This is a genomic window from Roseomonas elaeocarpi (assembly GCF_042433915.1).
Taxonomy (GTDB): domain Bacteria; phylum Pseudomonadota; class Alphaproteobacteria; order Acetobacterales; family Acetobacteraceae; genus Roseomonas; species Roseomonas elaeocarpi.
Genome location: NZ_JBHLUN010000036.1, coordinates 1 through 17,719, shown reverse-complemented (window position 1 = coordinate 17,719; position 17,719 = coordinate 1). Strand labels below are relative to the sequence as shown.

The 17,719-nt window shown below is 72.2% G+C and carries 12 protein-coding genes; 2 read left to right on the top strand and 10 right to left on the bottom strand.

From position 1 onward, the window contains the following. Positions 1 to 9 precede the first annotated feature (9 nt). On the top strand, positions 10 to 1,068 hold the full coding sequence (locus tag ACFFGY_RS22460; RefSeq protein WP_377046773.1) for an aldose epimerase family protein: 1,059 nt from the start codon (positions 10 to 12) through the stop codon (positions 1,066 to 1,068). A gap of 133 nt (positions 1,069 to 1,201) precedes the next feature. On the opposite strand, the gene ACFFGY_RS22455 is transcribed toward ACFFGY_RS22460, so the two are convergent. The 7 genes from ACFFGY_RS22455 to ACFFGY_RS22425 form a co-directional block, all read right to left on the bottom strand. Then, the gene (locus tag ACFFGY_RS22455; protein ID WP_377046772.1) at positions 1,202 to 2,947 is read right to left on the bottom strand and encodes an ABC transporter ATP-binding protein; all 1,746 of its coding nucleotides are present in this window, start codon (positions 2,945 to 2,947) and stop codon (positions 1,202 to 1,204) included. Next, positions 2,940 to 4,064 (bottom strand): ABC transporter permease, encoded by a 1,125-nt coding sequence (locus ACFFGY_RS22450; protein ID WP_377046771.1) that lies wholly within the window; start codon positions 4,062 to 4,064, stop codon positions 2,940 to 2,942. The genes ACFFGY_RS22455 and ACFFGY_RS22450 overlap by 8 nt, the downstream gene beginning before the upstream one ends. A 7-nt stretch (positions 4,065 to 4,071) precedes the next feature. Continuing rightward, on the bottom strand, positions 4,072 to 5,055 hold the full coding sequence (locus tag ACFFGY_RS22445) for an ABC transporter permease (RefSeq protein ID WP_377046770.1): 984 nt from the start codon (positions 5,053 to 5,055) through the stop codon (positions 4,072 to 4,074). A gap of 14 nt (positions 5,056 to 5,069) precedes the next feature. Further along, entirely contained in the window at positions 5,070 to 7,010 is a 1,941-nt protein-coding gene (locus ACFFGY_RS22440) for an ABC transporter substrate-binding protein (RefSeq protein ID WP_377046769.1), read from the bottom strand. A gap of 148 nt (positions 7,011 to 7,158) precedes the next feature. Further along, positions 7,159 to 8,313, bottom strand: a complete 1,155-nt coding sequence (locus tag ACFFGY_RS22435; RefSeq protein ID WP_377046768.1) for a mandelate racemase family protein — start codon at positions 8,311 to 8,313, stop codon at positions 7,159 to 7,161. A 42-nt stretch (positions 8,314 to 8,355) separates the two neighbouring features. Further along, positions 8,356 to 9,099: an NAD-dependent epimerase/dehydratase family protein gene (locus ACFFGY_RS22430; RefSeq protein WP_377046803.1), complete on the bottom strand. Its 744-nt coding sequence runs from the start codon at positions 9,097 to 9,099 to the stop codon at positions 8,356 to 8,358. A 664-nt stretch (positions 9,100 to 9,763) separates the two neighbouring features. Next, entirely contained in the window at positions 9,764 to 10,804 is a 1,041-nt protein-coding gene (locus ACFFGY_RS22425; RefSeq protein ID WP_377046767.1) for a Tim44 domain-containing protein, read from the bottom strand. 391 nt (positions 10,805 to 11,195) lie between these two features. On the opposite strand from ACFFGY_RS22425, the gene ACFFGY_RS22420 reads away from it, so the two are divergent. Then, positions 11,196 to 13,346, top strand: coding sequence for a prolyl oligopeptidase family serine peptidase (locus ACFFGY_RS22420; protein WP_377046766.1), 2,151 nt, complete (start codon positions 11,196 to 11,198; stop codon positions 13,344 to 13,346). Positions 13,347 to 13,530: 184 nt separating this feature from the next. Here the strand turns inward: ACFFGY_RS22420 and ACFFGY_RS22415 are convergent, their stop codons facing one another. The 3 genes from ACFFGY_RS22415 to ACFFGY_RS22405 all read right to left on the bottom strand — a co-directional run. Beyond that, the gene (locus ACFFGY_RS22415) at positions 13,531 to 14,145 is read right to left on the bottom strand and encodes a cytochrome b (RefSeq protein WP_377046765.1); all 615 of its coding nucleotides are present in this window, start codon (positions 14,143 to 14,145) and stop codon (positions 13,531 to 13,533) included. A gap of 85 nt (positions 14,146 to 14,230) precedes the next feature. Then, positions 14,231 to 15,022, bottom strand: coding sequence for an invasion associated locus B family protein (locus tag ACFFGY_RS22410; RefSeq protein WP_377046764.1), 792 nt, complete (start codon positions 15,020 to 15,022; stop codon positions 14,231 to 14,233). Positions 15,023 to 15,048: 26 nt separating this feature from the next. Continuing rightward, the coding region (locus ACFFGY_RS22405) for an autotransporter outer membrane beta-barrel domain-containing protein (RefSeq protein ID WP_377046763.1) at positions 15,049 to 17,719 on the bottom strand (2,671 nt) is incomplete at its 5' end.

Below are 17,719 nucleotides of genomic sequence, written 5' to 3'. Positions count from 1 at the left end.
GCCCTTCCGATGATGCCGGAACGGGCGGAGTTCGGGCGCCTGCCCTCCGGCGTGCCGGTGGAGGTCGTCACGCTGCGCGGCGCGGGCGGCTTCGCGGCGCGCGTCCTGACCTTTGGCGCCACCTTGCAGGCGCTGCTGGTGCCCGGGCGCGACGGCCTGTCCGACGTGGTGGCGGGGCACGACACGCTGGACGGCTACCTGGCGGGGCGGAACTTCTTCGGCGCCACGATCGGGCGCTACGCCAACCGGATCAGTGGCGGCCGCTTCGGGCTGGACGGCGCCGCCATCACGCTGCCCACCAACAACGGGCCCCACACCCTGCATGGCGGGCCGGAGGGCTTCGACCGCCAGCTGTGGGAGGTGGCGGAAGTCGCGGCCGCGCCGGAACCGCGGCTGGTGCTGCGCCGCCTGAGCCCGGCCGGCGAGGGCGGCTTCCCCGGCGCGCTGGACACCCGCGTGAGCTTCGCGGTCACGGGCGATGCGGAGCTTTCGGTGCGCTTCGAGGCGCGCAGCACGGCCCCCACCGTGGTGAACCTGACCAATCACAGCTTCTTTCATCTCGGCGGCGGTGGCGGCGACGTGCTGGCGCACCGGCTGCGGATCGCGGCCTCTCGCTACCTGCCGACCGACGCGACGCTGATCCCACTCGGCGCCCCCGCACCGGTCGACGGCACGCCCTTCGACTTCCGGCAGGCGCACCCGATCGGCGGGCGGATCCGCGAGGCGGATGAGCAGCTGCTGCGCGCGCAGGGCTACGACCACAACTTCTGCCTGGATGGCTGGGACGGCACGCTGCGCGAGGCAGCCCGGCTGGAGGACCCGGCGAGCGGGCGCGCCATGACCCTGCTGACCGACCGGCCAGGGCTGCAGTTCTATTCGGGGAACTTCCTGGACGGCAGTGTGGCCGGCAAGGGCGGGCGCCCGCTGCGCCAGTCCGACGCCCTGTGCCTGGAGCCGCAGGACTGGCCGGACGCGCCCAACCGGCCGGACTACCCCTCGACGCGCCTCGACCCCGGCGACACCTACCGGCACAGCATCGCCTACCGCTTCAGCCGGCTGCCCACCTAGCCCGCTGCGCGGGACGCGGCGCCCGCCAGCGGTTGCGGCGCCACACGGCGAGGAGTGCGGCCGGTGCCCGCCCGTCGTGTTGCGCAGGGGGGCTCCCCGCACCGGGCTGGGGAGCGGGCGCGCGGCCCCGCGCTCACCCGCCGCGATAGCGCGAGCGCTGCCCCAGCCCGCGCTGCCGCGGGTCGGGGCGCGGCACGGCCGAGAGCAGCGCGCGGGTGTAGTCGTGCTCCGGCGCCGCGCAGATCCGTTCCGTGGGCCCGGTCTCGACGATCCGGCCGCGATACATCACCGCCATCCGGTCGCAGAAGTAGCGCACCACGCCGATGTCGTGGCTGACGAACAGGAAGCTCAGCCGCAGGCGCTCCTGCATCTCCAGCAGCAGGTCGAGCACCTGGGCGCGGATGCTGACGTCGAGCGCCGAGGTCGCCTCGTCCGCCACGATCAGCCGCGGCTCCAGCGCCACGGCGCGGGCGATGCTGATGCGCTGCCGCTGCCCGCCGGAAAAGGCGTGCGGGTAGCGCTCGGCGGCGCCGGCGGGCATGCCCACCATCTCCAGCAGCTCCGCCACCCGGCGGCGCAGCGCCTCGCCCGACAAGAGCCCGTTCACCAGCAGCGGCTCGCCCACCACCTCACCCACCGTCATGCGCGGGTTGAGCGAGCCGTAGGGGTCCTGAAAGATCATCCGCATGTCGCGCCAGGCCTGCCGCATCCCGGCGCGGTCCAGCGCGGTCAGCTCGCTCACCGTGCCGTCGCGGCGGCGCAGCCGGATGCTGCCGCCGTCGGGCTCCAGGATGCGCATGATGCAGCGGCCGAGCGTGGTCTTGCCCGAACCGCTCTCGCCCACGATGCCCAGCGTTTCCCCTTCGCGCAGATCCAGCGCCACCCCGGCCACCGCCTGCACCGCGCTGCCGCCACGCCGGAACATTCCCTTGCGCGGCGCGAAGACCTTGCTGAGCCCTTCCACCCGCAGCAGCACGGGGGCATCGGCCAGGGTGCGTTCGCGGTCGCGCCGCTGCGGCGCCGGCTGTTCCAGCTGCTGCACCGACCGGATCAGCATGCGCGAATAGGGCGCCTGCGGGCGGAGAAAGATTTCCTCCACCGGGCCGCGTTCCACCAGCTTGCCGCGGTGCATCACCGCCACTTCGTCGGCGATCTCGGCCACCACGCCCATGTCGTGGGTGATGAACAGCACCGCCATGCCGAAGTCGCGCTGCAGCTCGCGCAGGAGGTCCAGGATCTCGGCCTGGGTGGTGACGTCGAGCGCCGTGGTCGGCTCGTCGGCGATCAGGACCTTGGGGTTGCAGGCCAGGGCCATGGCGATCATCGCGCGCTGGCGCATGCCGCCGGAATATTCGAAGGGGTACTTGTCGAAGGCGGCCTCGGCGCCCGGCACCTCGACGCGGTTGAGCAGCTCGATCGCCCGACGCCGCGCGGCGCGGCGGTCCATCGGGGTGTGCAGCCGGATCGCCTCGACGATCTGGAAGCCGATGGTGTGCATCGGTGACAGGCTGGTCATCGGCTCCTGGAAGATCATCGCGATCTCGCCGCCGCGGATCGCCCGGGCCTGTCGCCCGGCCGGGTCCAGCGAGGCGATGTCCAGCTCCCCGCCGCCGCCGCGATAGATCATGCTGGAGCCGGGCTCCAGCCGGCCCGGGCGGGGGATGATGCGCAGGATGGCGCGCGCCGTGGCGCTCTTGCCGCTGCCGCTCTCGCCCACCAGGCACAGGGTCCGGCCGGCATGGAGGTCGAAATCCACCCCGTCCACGGCGCGCAGCACGGCGTGGCGCAGCGGAAAGCTCACCGTGAGGTTGCGCACCTCCAGCACCGGGAGCCGGAGCAGCGCGCCCGGGGCGCTGCCGGTCGCCACACCCTCAGGCATGCGGGTCGGCGGCGTCGCGCAGGCCGTCCCCCAGGAAGTTCAGCGCCAGCACCGCCAGCACCACCGCCGCACCGGGCAGGAAGAGCCAGGGCGCGGCGGCGATGGAGCGGACGTTCTGCGCTTCCTTCAGCAGCACGCCCCAGGAGATGGTGGGCGGCTGCAGGCCGAGGCCCAGGAAGGAGAGCGAGGTTTCCGCCAGGATCATCAGCGGGATCGCCAGCGTCACCGAGGCGATGATGTGCGAGGCGAAGGAAGGCAGCATGTGCCGGAAGATCACCCGGCCCTCGGAACAGCCGTCGATGCGCGCGGCGGTGACGAAATCCTCCGTCCTGAGGCTCAGGAAGCGGCCGCGCACCACGCGCGCCAGCTCCGTCCAGCCGATCAGCGACACGATCAGGGTGATCAGGAAGTAGATGGTCAGCGGCGGCCAGTCGCGCGGGACGGCGGCGGCCAGCGCCATCCAGACGGGGATGGTGGGCAGGGAGATGACGTATTCCGTCAGCCGCTGCACCACCCAGTCCACCCGCCCGCCGTAGTAGCCGGCCACCCCGCCGATGCCGATGCCGAGGATCAGGCTGAGCGCCACGCCCACCAGCCCCACCGTCATGGAGATGCGCGCGCCGTAAAGCGTGCGCGACAGCATGTCGCGCCCGAGGCGGTCGGCGCCCACCAGAAACACCGGATCGCCCGGCCTTTCCGGCGCCAGCAGGTGCCGGCTGCCCGGGAACAGTCCCCAGAAGCGATACGGGTCGCCCTCGGCGAAGAAGCGCAGGTAGGTCCGCCGGCCCGGATCGGGCACGAAGCGCGCCTGCAGCGTGCGGCGGTCGCGCTCCAGCCGGAAGGCCTGCACGGAAGGCCGGAAGCGCCAGCCGGCATCGTCGCTCTCGAACCAGGTGACGGATTGCGGCGGATGCAGCGCGTAGCGCGAGGACGCGCGCTCCGGGTCCATGGGTGAGAGGAACTCGGCAAAGGCGGCGAGGAGGTAGATCAGCACCACGATCGCGAGGCCTGCCATGGCCAGGTGGTGGCGGCGGAAGCGCAGCCACATCAGCTGCCGCGGCGTCAGGTCGCGCGGCGCGAGGATGACGGGGGCTTCGGTGGCGGTGGTGGTGCTCACGGCGGCCTCAGTCGAAGCGGACGCGCGGATCGAGCAGCGCCAGCAGGATGTCGGAGAGCAGCGTGCCCAGCACCGTCAGGCAGCACAGCAGCAGCAGGAAGGCGCCGGCCAGGAACATGTCCTGCGACAACAGCGACTGCAGCAGCAGCGGCCCGGCGATGGGCAGGTTGAGCACCACCGCCACGATCACCGAGCCCGAGATGAGGTGCGGCAGGATCCAGCCCAGCGTGCTGACGAAGGGGTTCAGCGCCGCGCGCACGGGATAGCGCAGCAGCAGCTTCCATTCCGGCAGCCCCTTGGCGCGCGCGGTCTCGACGTAGGGCTTGTTCAACTCGTCCAGCAGGTTGGCGCGCATCACGCGGATCAGGCTGGCCGTGCCGGACAACCCGATCACCACCATGGGGATCCAGAGATGCGAGAGGAGGTCGAGCACCTTGCCCAGGCTCCAGGGCGCGCCCTCGTAGCCTTCGGAAAACAGGCCGCCGACGCTCTGCCCGAACCAGGTCACCGCGACGTACATCACCGCCAGCCCCAGCAGGAAGCCCGGCACGGCGAGGCCGATGAAGCCCAGGAAGGTGAAGACGTAGTCGGCGACGGAATACTTCCGCACCGCCGAGTAGATGCCGATCGGCAGCGCCACCGCCCAGGTGAACAGCAGCGAGGACAGCGTCACCAGCAGCGTCAGCCCAAGCCGCTCGCGGATCAGCGGCCAGACCGGCTGCTGCCATTCGAAGGACTGGCCGAAATCACCGCGCAGCACGCCGCCCATCCACTTGACGTACTGCACCGGCAGCGGCTGCCCCAACCCGTAGCGTTCGCGCAGGTTGTCGAGCGCCGCCTTGTCGATGGTCTCGGAGCTTTCGGCCAGCTGCGCCGCGTAGTTCGACAGGTAGTCGCCGGGCGGCAGCTGGATCAGCGCGAAGACCGTCACCGAGGTCAGCGCCAGGAAGGGGATCATCGCGAGCAGTCGGCGGCCGATGAAGCGGAGCACGGCGATCCCCCTGGTCAGGACTGGTAGGAATACTGCTGCGGCAGGGTCGCCCCGGGCGTCGGGTAGCTCCAGGAATCGATCATCGGGCTGGGCACGTTGCGCAGCCGCGCGGCGCGGATTCCGGGCACGCCGAGCGGCCGGCCGATGCCCACGATCTCGAAGGCGTCCGCCGCTTCCTGCAACAGCTGGCGGAACAGCTTTTCCTGCTCATCCGCCTTGCCGGTTTCCCGCCACTTGGTGAGCAGCACGAAACGGCGCTTCATGCTTTCCGTCGGCTCCTCGCCGAGCTTGCCGCCGGACTCGTACCACTTCTGCCATTCCAGGCTTTGGCGGCTGTCCAGCGAATGTTCGGCCACCACCGCGCGCAGCTCCTGCAGCACGTCCAGCCCGCCCGGCACGGCGTCGATGCAGATCTCGTGCTCGTTGCGCTGGGCGCGCTCGTAGTAGAGCGAGCGCTCCATGGTGTTGATGCCCATGTCCAGCCCGACCGCGGCGAGGTCGCGCTTGATCAGGTTGGCCGCGTCGATGCGCGCCGGGTCCGACACGGAGGCATCGGCGGTGAAGAAGACGCGCCGGCCGTCCGGCCAAAGGCGGAAGCCCTGCGCGTCCTTGCGCGTCAGCCCGATCGCGTCGAGCATCTTCGCCGCCTGGGCCTTGTCGTATTCGAGGTACTGCGTGCCGAGCTGCTCGTTGTAGAGCGGGTGCTGCGGCACCGGCCCAACCTGGTAGGGCTCGGCCTGGCCGAGATACACGCTCTCGATGATCTCCTCGCGGTTCAGCGCGTGGCTGACGGCGATGCGGAAATCCTTGTTGCGGAACAGCTCGCGCAGCCGCCCATCCTTGGCCGTCTGGTTGAACCAGAGGGCGCAAACGTTGGACTGGGTGCTGAGCAGGTCCACGATCTCGTAGCGGCCGCGGGCCTTGTTCTCCTCCATGATGGGGCGGTTCTGCACCTGCACGATATGGCGCAGCTGCAGGTCCAGCTCGCCGCCCATGGCGCGCAAGAGGATGGTCTCGATGTCGGAGATGATGGGAAACACCAGCCCGTCGATGTAGGGCAGCTGGTTGCCGTTCCCATCCACCTGCCAGAAATACGGGTTGCGCTGCAGCGTCACGCGCGTGACGCCGCCGGTATAGGGCTCCACCGTGGTCCAGGGGTCCAGCGTCGGCCGCGCCGGGTTCTGCCAGCGGGCGGGGATCTCGATGTCGCCGCAGCGCTGCCGCAGGAGGCCCGGCCAGTCGTTCACCCCGGACTGCGCGATCAGCGCCTGCAGCTTCGCCGCCTCCGTGTAGGCCGGGTGGAACTGCGAGCCGTAGCGCTTCTGGTAGAGCACGGGATGCTGCCCCAGCGGCGTCGCCAGTTCCTGAAGGAAGCGTCCGTTCGGCGCGGCGAAGGTCATCCGCACCGTGGTGTCGTCCAGCTTCTCCACCTTCATCGGCTGCCCGGCATTGACGTAGCGCGCCGGCACGGAAGGCATGAACTCGCGGTTGAACAGGAGGTCGTTGCAGGAGAACAGCACGTCGTCGGCGGTAAACGGCGTGCCGTCCGACCAGCGCATGCCGCGACGCAGGGTGAAGGTATAGGTCGTGGCATCGTCGCTGACGGTCCAGGACTTGGCGACGCAGGGCTCGACCTCGGACATCGCGAGGTTCCAGCGCACCAGCCCCTGGTTGCCGACCAGGCGCAGGATGGCGTTGTGGTCGCCGCCGCCACGCAGCGCGCTGCGCAGCGTCCCGCCATAGCGCGCCACGCCGTCATGCGGCGTGATCACCAGCGGCTCCGCGCCGACGCGCTCGGCCACCGGCGGCAGCTCGCCGCGGCCGACCCGCGCCGCGAGGGCGGGCGCTTCCTTCGATGCCGCTGGCGACCCCGTGGGGGCGGTCTGTGCTCGCAGAGACGTGGAAACGAGCAGCGTCGCGCCGGCAACCCCGAGGAAATCCCTCCTGGTGCGCATCCCCGTATTCCTCCCGCCGGGGTGCGTTCGCCGCGCCTCCGGCTTGTTATATTCTTTATCTTTTACTTGTCAGACAAAATGGCGGCTGGCGTGCCGTGCGGTCAACTTCTTTCGGTGGCGCACCGGGGCGGCGCGCCACCGTCGGGCCTCAGTGCTGGGACACCGTGTGCTCCGTCACCCAGTCGAGGTTCACGTCCTCGCCGATGCCGGGCTTGGCGGACAGGTGCACGAAGCCTTCCTCGTCCATCGGGTCGGACAGGCTATGGAGGTATTCCGGCACCTCGTCATAGTCGAAATGCGGGTGCAGCAGCCCGCGCTCGTACCAGCGGCCGTTGCTGATGCAGGCCGCCAGCGTCAGGTTGCCGGCGCCGCCGCCATGGATCTCGCAGTCCATGTTGAAGGACTCCGCAAGGTGGCAGTTCTTCAGCGCCGGGGTGATGCCGCCCACGTCGTGCACGCCCGTGCGCAGGATGTCGCAGGCATCCGCCTTGATCCACTCGCCGCGCACATGGCCGCGCCCGGCCGCGCTTTCCGGCCCGATCACCGGAATCTCGAGCTCCCGCGCCAGCCAGGCGTAGGAGGACATGGAGCTTTCCTCCATCGGCTCCTCGAACCAGTAGTAGTTCAGCTTCTGCAGGGCGCGGCCGAGCTCCAGCGCCTCCGTGCGGCTGTACCAGTGGTTGGCGTCCAGCATCAGCGGCACGTCCGGCCCCACCGCCTCGCGCACCGCGGCGCAGGCCTTGATGTCCATGGCGACGGAGGGCGCGAAGCTGACCGGCGGCATCCAGGTGTGCAGCTTGATGGCCTTGTAGCCCTTGGCGATCAGCTGCTCGCCGAAGCGGCCGTAATCCTCGGGCGTGGCGAGACCGCCGGGGATTTCGTCGCCGCACATGGTGCTGCCATAGGCCGCGACCTTGTCGCGATAACCGCCGATCAGCTTCCACACGGGCTGACCCAGGGCACGACCGGCGAGGTCCCACAGCGCCAGCTCTACCAGCGCCACGGTGCGGTCCGTCAGCTGCCCGGTGCTGCCGCGCTGCCAGTGCGTCAGCTCCAGCCACAGCTTCTCGCGCAGGAAGGGGTCCTGCCCGATCAGGGTCGGGCGGATGAAGCCGTCGAGCAGGTGGGGCCGCAGCAGCTCGGCCGAGCCGACGACGTGTCCTTCCGTGCCGTCATCGGCGGTGATCGTCAGCAATGCCGAGCGCGTTTGCCGCGCCGGGCCCGGATGCGTGTGGCCGTCGATGTCGCGCATCGTCTTGACGGTATGGGTGAAGACGCGGACCCCGATGCTCTCGATTTTCATGTTCTTCCTTTCCTCCCGAGGCAGTTCCGTGCTGGCGCGCCGCTAGGGTGGCGCCCTCCCGCCCAGCCGCGTTGCCGGCGCGGGCGGCACGAGATCGTCCGACGCCGCGGAGTCCTGCGGCGCGTAGCCGAGCCTCGCCCAGCCCGGGTCCCGCGTCGGGTTCGCCGGATTGTTCGAGTAGCCGTAGACCGCCAGGTGGCCGGTGATCTCCGCGCTGAGCGCCCGGTCCACCAGCGCTGCCATGTCGCGCGGGCTGATCCAGACCACGAGCTGCCGCGGCGTGGACGGCCGGTCCTGAAAGGCGCCGATGCGGATCGACACCACCGCCATGCCATGGACATCCGCGTGGAACTGCCCCAGCGCCTCGCCGAAGACCTTGCTGGCGCCGTAGAGGCCGTCGGGCCGCGGCGGCGCGTCGGGCGGCACGGGGCTGCCGATCGGGTATTCCCCCATCGCGTAGTGGCTGGAGGCGTAGACGAAGCGGCGCACCCCGGCGCGCCGTGCGGCCTCGAACACCGCCTGCGCACCCTCGCAGTTCAGCCGCAGCACCGAGGCATGATCGTCGTCGAAGGCGCGCTTGTCGCCGGCGAGGTGCACCACCGCGTCGCAGCCGGCCATCGCCGCCGCCAGCGTCGCGGGGTCGAGCATGTCGCCGGTGACCGCCTCGTCATCCGGCGCCACCGGAGCAGGGGGATGAAGGTCGAAGAGGCGCAGCTGCCGCCCCGTCCGGGGCAGGAGGTCGCACAAGGATCGTCCGATGCGGCCCGCGGCGCCGGTGATCAGCACGCGCCGCAAGCGCTAGCGCTCCGCCACGGAGCCGGGCGCGCTCGTCGGGTCGAGGCCGCCGGGCGCAGGTTCTCGGTGCCGCATCCATCCCACCTGTCGGGTTTTCGCACCCGTTGGTGAGCAGCTAATTCCCCCGGCGAAAGCCTGTCAAATAGCTTCCACGCCGCACCGCAGCGCCGGATCTCTCCGCGCCTCCCCCTGCGCCGGGGCGATCCGGCGATGTGCGAAGGGACTGGCGGGCGTCCGGGAACAACCTGAACGGTCGCGGCGACGATCCGAACAGCCACGATATCCCCACCGGCTCGCAGCCCGACGGCACCGCCTTCGCGGAGGACTGAGAGGTCGAGGTGCCGGTCGGCGGCGCCGGTCGCCACGCAAGCAAACGGCACGGGGGCAGGCGCCACGAAGGAAGCCTGCGAGGGATCACCGTTCCGGCAGGCGCCGGCGGGGCATGGTCGGAACCCGCCGCGCCTTCACCTTCCGGCGGCAGCGCCGGCCGCTCAGGGGCGGCGCCGTGATCGAGTTGAGCCTGCGACGCTCGGGGCAGGGCCCAAACCAGGGGGCGGAGAACCCCGCCCGGGAAAAACCAACCTTTGGAAGAACAACTGTTGGAAACACGGGCCTTCGGGCGGAACCATCCCGGTTCCGCCCGACCTGGCCTGCCTCAGCGCGCCTGCTGGATCGCCGACAGCAGCCAGGGGCCGTTGTTGCGGCGCGCGAAGGTCCAGAGCTCGGTCACCACCTGCCGCGCCTGCGGGTCGCCCTCCACCACGCGGCCAGAGGCGTCGCGGGTCACGTCCACCAGGCTGAAGCGCATGGCGGCCGTGGCGTAGTCGGTGCCGTTCTCGCGCCAGGCTTCCGCGAGGTCGCCCGACTCCAGCTGCACGTCGCGCGTCTCGTTGCGCCAGCCGCGCGCGGCGAGGTCGTCGAGGTCGCCGGTGAAGTAGCGCGCCATCTCCGGCGTCGTGAGGCGGGTCAGCGCGGCGCGGTCACCGCGCGACCAGGCCGCGTTGATCTCGAGCAGCGAGCGGCCGAACTGGTCGAAATCCGCCGCGCCGACCTCGATCGGCGTGCCAACCGGCGCACGGCCGCCGGCGGGACCCCGCTGGGCGCCGTTGCCGTTGTCCATCGCGCGGGCATAGCCGTTGCCCCCCGCGACGCCGCCGGCCATCGCGGGCCTCGCCCCGCCCATCATGCCGCCCGAAGCGCCGCCGAGGGCACGACGGCGCAGGAAGCGCACCACGAACATGGCGATGAGCGCCAGCAGCCCGATCTGCAGCAGGAAGCCCAGGAAGCCCGCGCCGCCCGACATGCCGCCGAAGCCGCCATGGCCGAACAGCATCCCGGCAATACCGGCGCCCAGCAGACCGCCCATCAGCCCGCTCATGAAGCCGCCGCCCAGACCGCCGCCGGCCGGTGCCGGGCGATAGGTGGGCGCCGCCTGGCCGTAGCCCGGCGTGGCAGCACCCGGGTTGCCGTAGGTGCCGCGCGGGGTTTCGGTGCGGTCGAAGGTGCCGGTGCTGCCGCCCGGCGCGGTGCGCGTCATCGGCGGCGCGCTGTAGGTGCGGCTGCCGCGGCTGCCCGAGGAAAACCCGCCGCCCGGCCGGGCCTCGGCTGGGATGGGGGCGAGGGCTGGTGCCAGGGCAAGGGCCAGCGCGGCCACGGCGGCGAGGCAGCGGGCGGCTCGCTGCGGGGAACGACGCATGGGGGTTCCTTCCCGGATGGAATCTGACATGGGTGTAATATAGGCACGATCGGGGCCGCGCGCATCTCCCTCCCGCAACGATACGGCAGGGGGCGGCCGCGAAGCACTCCGGGACTCAACGCCGCGCCCGCGGCGGCCGTTGCCGGGCCCTGCGTCGCCCCCGGCCGCGGGCGGCGAGACGGCCGGACCTCGCGCCGCACCGGCCCGTGGCGGGCGGCCCGGCCGCCGGGGCCCGTGTCGCGGCCGGAGGCCGCCGGGGCCGCGTCGCGACGGCGGGCATCGCCGCCCGCACCGCCCGTGGCGGGTCCGGGGTGGCCGGGCGGCCCCGCTCGCCGCGCCGGCGGGCAGCCGCTATCGTCCTGCCCGACCCAGCCCGCAGGACAGCACCCGCATGACGGCCAGCGACCCCGCCCATTCCGACCCCACCCAGCCTGCCCCCACCCCGGCCGACGCCGCCCATGCTGACCGCACCCATCCCGACCCCAGCCGCCCCAGCCTGGCGCATCCGGACGAGGACCCGTGGATCTGGCTGGAGGAGGTCGATGGCGAGCGGGCGCTGGACTGGGTGGAGGCGCGCAACCGCGACACGCTGGCGCGCCTGAGCGGCCCGGGCTTCGAGCGCGACCGCGACGCGCTGAAATCCGCGATGGACCGGCCCGACCGCATCCCCCACGTCACCCGGCGGGGCGGGCTGCTCTACAACTTCTGGCAGGACGCGGAGCACCCGCGCGGGCTGTGGCGCCGCACCACGCTGGACAGCTACCGCGACGCACCCGAGGCCACGGCCTGGGAGGTGCTGCTCGACCTCGACGCGCTGGCGACCACCGAGGGCGAGGACTGGGTCTGGCACGGCGCCGACACGCTGGCGCCGGCGCATGAGCGCGCCATGCTGAGCCTGTCGCGCGGCGGCGGCGACGCGCACGTGATCCGCGAATTCGACCTCGCCACCCGCACCTTCGTTCCGGGCGGCTTCGACCTGCCCGAATGCAAGGGCGGCGTGGACTGGATCGACCGGGACACGATCCTGCTCTCGGCCGCGCTGGGCGAGGGGATGGTGACCGACAGCGGCTACCCCGCCACGGTGCGCGTGTGGCGGCGCGGCACGGCACCCGAGGCGGCGGCCGAGATCTTCCGCACCGCCCCCGGCAACATGGGCGCCTGGGGCGGCTGGGACCGCGACCGGGGCGAGGTCGTGGTGCGCGAACAGCTGGGCTTCTTCGACGTGCGCCTGCACCTGGGCGACGCGGCCGGGATGCGGCGCGTGCTCGACCTGCCCACCGACATGCGCGCGGACTGGTCGCACGGCTGGCTGGTGCTGCAGCCGCGCACCGACTGGACGGTGGCGGGCACGGTCTGGGCCGCCGACACGGTGCTGGGCATCGGCTTCGAGGATTTCCTCGGCGGCGGCCGCGCGCTGGTGCCGCTCTTCGAGCCGGCGCCGCGCCGGGCGCTGCAAAGCTTCCGCTGGTACGGCGACCGGCTGCTGCTCTCGGTGCTGGACGACCTGCGGCCGGTGGTCACCGTGCGCGTCCCGGCCGAGGGATGGCGCGAAAGCCGCCTCGCCGGCCTGCCGGAGATCGGCGTGGTGTCGGTCTGGCCCCTCGATGCCGAACCGGACGAGACCGACGGCACGCTGCTGGCCAGCGTGCAGGACCCGATCACCCCGCCGACGCTGCTTCTCACGCGCGAAGGCCAGGCGGTGCCCGAGCCGCTGCGCCAGTCCCCGGCGCTGTTCGACGCCACGGGGCTGGTGGTGTCGCGGCACGAGGCGGTGTCCACCGACGGTGAGCGCATCCCCTACGTCCAGATCGGCCCCGCCGACACCACGGGTGAGGCGCCGGTTCACATGACCGGCTACGGCGGCTTCCAGGTTTCGGTGCAGCCCTACTACTCGGCGCGCCTGGGGCAGCTCTGGCTCGAGCGCGGCGGCACCGGCGTGATCACCCACCTGCGCGGCGGCGGCGAGTTCGGCACCCGCTGGCACGAGGCTGGGCGCCTGGCGCGCAAGCGGCTGTCGCACGACGACTTCGCGGCGGTGGCCAAGGACCTCGTGGAGCGTGGCGTGACGCGGCCGGGGCGGATCGCGGCGGAAGGCGGCTCCAACGGCGGCCTGCTGATCGCCAACATGCTGACGCGCTACCCGGAGCGCTTCGGGGCGCTGTTCTGCACCATCCCGCTGGTGGACATGCGCCGCTACACCAAGCTGCTGGCGGGCGCGAGCTGGGTGGCCGAGTACGGCGACCCGGACAAGCCCGAGGACTGGGCATTCCTGGGCGAGATTTCCGCCTATCACCACGTCGAGGCCGGGCGTCCCTACCCGCCGATCCTGCTCGCCACCGCCAGGCGCGACGACCGGGTGCACCCGGCGCACGCGCGCAAGATGGCGGCCCGCCTCCAGGCCCTGGGCTACGACGCCGGTTTCTACGAGCCGGCGGCCGGCGGCCACGGCTACGGCAAGGACAGCACCGAGATCGCGACCTTCTCGGCGCTGGGCATGCGCTTCCTGCGGCAGGCGATCGGCTGGGAGGACCCGGCCGGCTGAGCCGGAGAACGGGGCACATCCCGGCGGCCCCGGCCCGGAGGCCGGGCGGCCGCCGGGCCGGTGCGATCATCCGGGGTGGTCAACCGGTTGGCGGATCACGACGGCGCCGCTTCCGCGTCGGCGGCGCCACCGGGTCGCGCCCGCTGGGGCAAAGGCGACGCATGGGTCTCACCCAGCCGGCGGATCAGGACGATGCCGTTTCCGCCCCGGCGGGGAGCGGCGCCCGCTGGGGCAGGGGCGCCGCGCGGGACTCACCCCCGGCGCGCCCGGCCATGCGCGACAGCACGTCGTCGCGCCAAAGGAAGCGATGCACCAGCACCATCAGGACGTGCCCGCCCACCAGCGCCAGCAGTGTCCAGGCCAGCAGCCCGTGCGCGGCGTTGGCGGGCGCCACCAGCGCCTCGATCCGCCCCTCGAAGCCCGGCATCAGCGGAACGCCGAAAGGGGCGAAGGCGCGGCCCGAGCCGTATTGCCGCAGCAGCGCCAGCAACGGCACAACCAGCATCAGCCCGTAGAGCGCGAGGTGGCCGAGGTTGGCGAGGCGCCCCACCGCGCCGGGACCGTGCCCCGGCCGGCGGCCGAGGTTCAGCAACCCCCAGGCCCCGCGAAGCAACACCAGCAGAAGCAGCAGCGTGCCGAGCGGGGCGTGGGTGCCAACCATGAACGCCGTCAGCGGTGAGCGGCCGACCGTGAGGCGGATGGCCATGCCGGCAAATTGCCAAGCGAACAGCAGCGCCATGGACCAGTGCAGGGCACGGCTGACGAGGCCGTAGCGAAGGGGCGTGTCGCGCCAGGGCAAAGATCATCTCCGGGCAGGAGATGACGTTTTAGCAATGTGCAGTGCGGCAGGAAAGCAGGGGCGGCACCGGCCGCCCCCGTGAGGCTCAGGTGCCGGAACGCTCCAGCGCCTCGGCCGCGGCGTTGAAGCCGCGCCAGGACAGCGGCAGCGCCACCCGGTTGCCGGCCGCATCCTGCCACTCGACCCGCAGCGGCTGTTCCGCGGTCTGAGCGCGCAGCCCGGCGGGCAGCCCACCCTGCTCCAGCGTGATCTCCGCGAAGCAACCCAGGGCATTGCAGGAGCGGAAGGGCAGCAGCGAGGCCTCGCCCTGCGCCGGCAGGAGGCGCAGGGGCTGATCCACCCGGGCGTTGACCGGGACCTGCAGCACCAGGCGCAGCGGCGCCTTGGGTTCCGAGCGTCCCAGCGCCGCCAGCACCAGCGGCTTTCCTTCCTTGGTCACCACGGCGGCGGCGGCCTCGCAGCCGCGCCCCCCGGCCGGACGGGCGGTGCAGATCAGCGACCAGTCGCCGAACGGCGTCGCGGTCCGCTGCGCCGCCGCCTGGGCGGCGGCGGCCTGGGCCGTTGCCCCCGCGGATGCCGCGGTTTTGGCCGCTGTTCCCGGGGACGATGCAGCCTGAGACGAAGCCCCCGGCGCTGGGCCGACGACCGCGGGGTTCGCGGCCGCCAACTGCAGGGCCGCCGGGGATGCCGCAGCAGCCGTGCCGGCCGCCGTTCCCGGGGCCATGCCGGCCGCCGCCGGCATCCCGGGCGCCGGGGGTGGCGGCAGCGGCAGGGTTCCCGCCGAGCCCGCCAGCGGCGGCACCGCGGCGCCCAGCAGCGCCACCGCGGCGAGGGCGACCCAGCCCTTTCGGCCGGGCCGGGCGAGGAGGGCGCGCACCGGCGCGCTCCCGATCCGCCCGCGCCTCACCAGGACCACCGCAGGCCGCCGGTGACCGACTGCGCCGAAGCGTTGGAGCGCAGGTCGGCGCTGTAGTTGGCATACAGGCTCGCCCCCACCGGCAGCGACACCGCGAAGCCAGCGCCCAGCAGTGCGCCGTCACGCCCGGTCCGCGCCGAGGCGAGGCGGATGCCGGTATCGGGCGCGCCGGTGAAGGCCGCGCTCGTGGTGGTCGTCACGTCGGCGAAGTCATGGGCGTAGTGCGCGCGGATGTTGGGCAGGAAGTCGTAGCCCTCCGCCAGCCGCAGCCGCGCCTCGGCCCGGAAGCCCACGGTGCCGCGCAGGCTGGTGGCGCTGTCGTCGCCCACCCGCAGCGACAGCACGCTGGCGCCGCGCTCCGTCAGCGCGTCGCGGTCGATCGTGTCGACCCGCAGGCCCACGCCCGGCTGCACGCGCCAGTTCGCGAACTCGAACCGGCCGCCGGTTTCCACCGCGGCGCTGCCGCCCCAGGAACTGTCCCGCCCGCGTGCCACCAGCCCGAAGGTCGGCAGGTCGCGCTTGGTCTTGGCGTCGGTGTTGTTCAGTCCGCCCTGTGCGTCGACGAAGAAGCGGTCCCGGTTCCAGGAACCGTAGGCCGCGAGGTGGAGCATGCCCAGCCGCGTCTGCCCGCCCGTGTCGGAAGCGGTGACCTTGCCCTCGCTGTAGCCGACCGCGAGGCCCGCCAGCAGACCGGCCCCCAGGCGCATGTCGGCACCCGCCGCGAAGCCGCCCGCGGAGGAGCGGTAGCCGGTGTTGCCGCTGGCACCCACGTGCAGCTGCTCGCCCAGCCCGCTGATCCAGGGGGTGTAGGTCCGCGCCTCCGCCGCGCGGTCGCTGCGGCGCAGCGAGGCCTGGTCGGCGATCGCGGCACCGAAGGCGCGGTCCCGCGACAGGCCGGCCATCAGCGCGTCGCCGTAAACCGTGCCGCCCAGCGTGTTCATCACCTGGGGCAGGGCCTGTGGCACCTGCGAGTACAGCGTACCCAGCACCGCGGTCGCCGCGGCACTCACGCGCTCCGCATCCACGGGGCGCAGGGCGTCGAGGCCGCGCGCCACCGCCGTCTGGTTGGCGGTCAGCCCGACGCCGAAGGGCGTGAGGTCGGTGTAGCTCTGCGGCGTGACGTACAGATCCACCGTGTTCGGCGTGTAGAGCACGTCGAAGCGGCTGCCCGGCAGCAGCGCGTCGGTCGGCTGCTCCAGCGTCGCGAAGCTGCCCTCGACGCCGCCCTCCGCTTCCACCACCCGGAAGCCCTGGCCCACGGGCGGGGTGTAGGTGTTGCTGGCATTGCCGGTGATGCCACGCAGGTGCGGGCGCAGCGTGCCGTCGGCGGTGAAGGACGAGTCAGTGCCCTGCACCAGCACGCGGCTGAAGTTGCCGGCACCCTTCTCCGTCCCGGTGCCGTCGATGTCGAGCGAGAGCATCGACCCTTCGGCCATGGTCACCGGCGCAGTGAAGACCAGCGTGCCCGGGCTGTTGCCCGGCGCCAGCGTGCCCAGCACCAGCGTCGGCCGGTAAACCGTGCCGGTACCCCGCAGGCTGGCGTTGCGCTCCACCGTCAGGCCGCTGTTGTTGAGGGTGAGGGAACCGTTCACCTTGGCGGTGCCGTCGAACACCATCGTTTCCGTGGCGGAGGTGGCGCTCATCTGCTGTGTGATGGGGCCGTTGAGGTCCAGGACGTAGCCGTTGCTGTCGATCACGCCATCAACATGCACCGAGATGGCGCGATTGCTCGAGAAGCTGTCGAGCGCCAGCAGCTTGCCGCTGTCGATCACCAGCGCACCGGACGGATCGCCCAGTGCCGAGTCGGCCGCCACGGCGAGGGTGGTCTTGCCGGTAACCAGCGTGCCACCGGAATAGGTGTTCTGACCCGACAGCGTCAGCGTGCCGCCGCCGTCCGCCACCAGCGCGCCGGAGCCGCTGACGGTGCCCGACAAAGCCACGGCCTGGCTGTTGGTGTTGAGCGTGTTGACACCGCTCAGCCCGATCGACCGAGCCGTGCTCAGCGGCGCGGTGGTGACCAGCGTGCCGTTGCTCATGGCAAGGCGGCCGGAGGAAGCACCCAGCGCCGAGTCCGTGCCCACCACCAGCGTGCCGCCGTTGATCAGCGTACCGCCGGCCTGGGTATTGATGCCGGTGAGTTCCTGAACACCGCCGCTGACGGCGAAGGTGCCGTTGCCGGAGATGTTGCCGGCGAAGCTGTCATGGCCGCCGGTGACCGTGAGCACGCGATCGCCCAGCACCACCGAGCCGGAGCCCGCCAGGCTGTTGATCGACGCGCCGGTGTCGGTGCCGGAGATGTCGAAGGTCGCATCCGCCACCACCCGGTCGGAGGTCGCGATGCTGCCCTGACCCGTCAGCGCCAGCGTGCCACCCGCGACACGGGTCTCGCCGGTGTAGCTGTTGGTGCCGTTGATCGCCTGCACGCCGCCGCTCACCGCCAGCACGCCGTTGCCGGAGATGTTGCCGGCGAAGCTGTCGTGGCCGCCGGTGACCGTGAGCACGCGATCGCCCAGCACCACCGAGCCGGAGCCGGCCAGGCTGTTGATCGACGCGCCGGTGTCGGTGCCGGAGATGTCGAAGGTCGCATCCGCCACCACCCGGTCGGAGGTCGCGATGCTGCCCTGACCCGTCAGCGCCAGCGTGCCGCCCGCGACGCGG

What these genes read in the sequence shown, in the direction of transcription:
- ACFFGY_RS22425 (WP_377046767.1), bottom strand. Translation starts at nt 10,804, where the DNA reads ATGCGTCGTTCCCCGCAGCGAGCCGCCCGCTGCCTCGCCGCCGTGGCC.
- ACFFGY_RS22435 (WP_377046768.1), bottom strand. Translation starts at nt 8,313, where the DNA reads ATGAAAATCGAGAGCATCGGGGTCCGCGTCTTCACCCATACCGTCAAG.
- ACFFGY_RS22455 (WP_377046772.1), bottom strand. Translation starts at nt 2,947, where the DNA reads ATGCCTGAGGGTGTGGCGACCGGCAGCGCCCCGGGCGCGCTGCTCCGG.
- ACFFGY_RS22440 (WP_377046769.1), bottom strand. Translation starts at nt 7,010, where the DNA reads ATGCGCACCAGGAGGGATTTCCTCGGGGTTGCCGGCGCGACGCTGCTC.
- ACFFGY_RS22460 (WP_377046773.1), top strand. Translation starts at nt 10, where the DNA reads ATGATGCCGGAACGGGCGGAGTTCGGGCGCCTGCCCTCCGGCGTGCCG.
- ACFFGY_RS22420 (WP_377046766.1), top strand. Translation starts at nt 11,196, where the DNA reads ATGACGGCCAGCGACCCCGCCCATTCCGACCCCACCCAGCCTGCCCCC.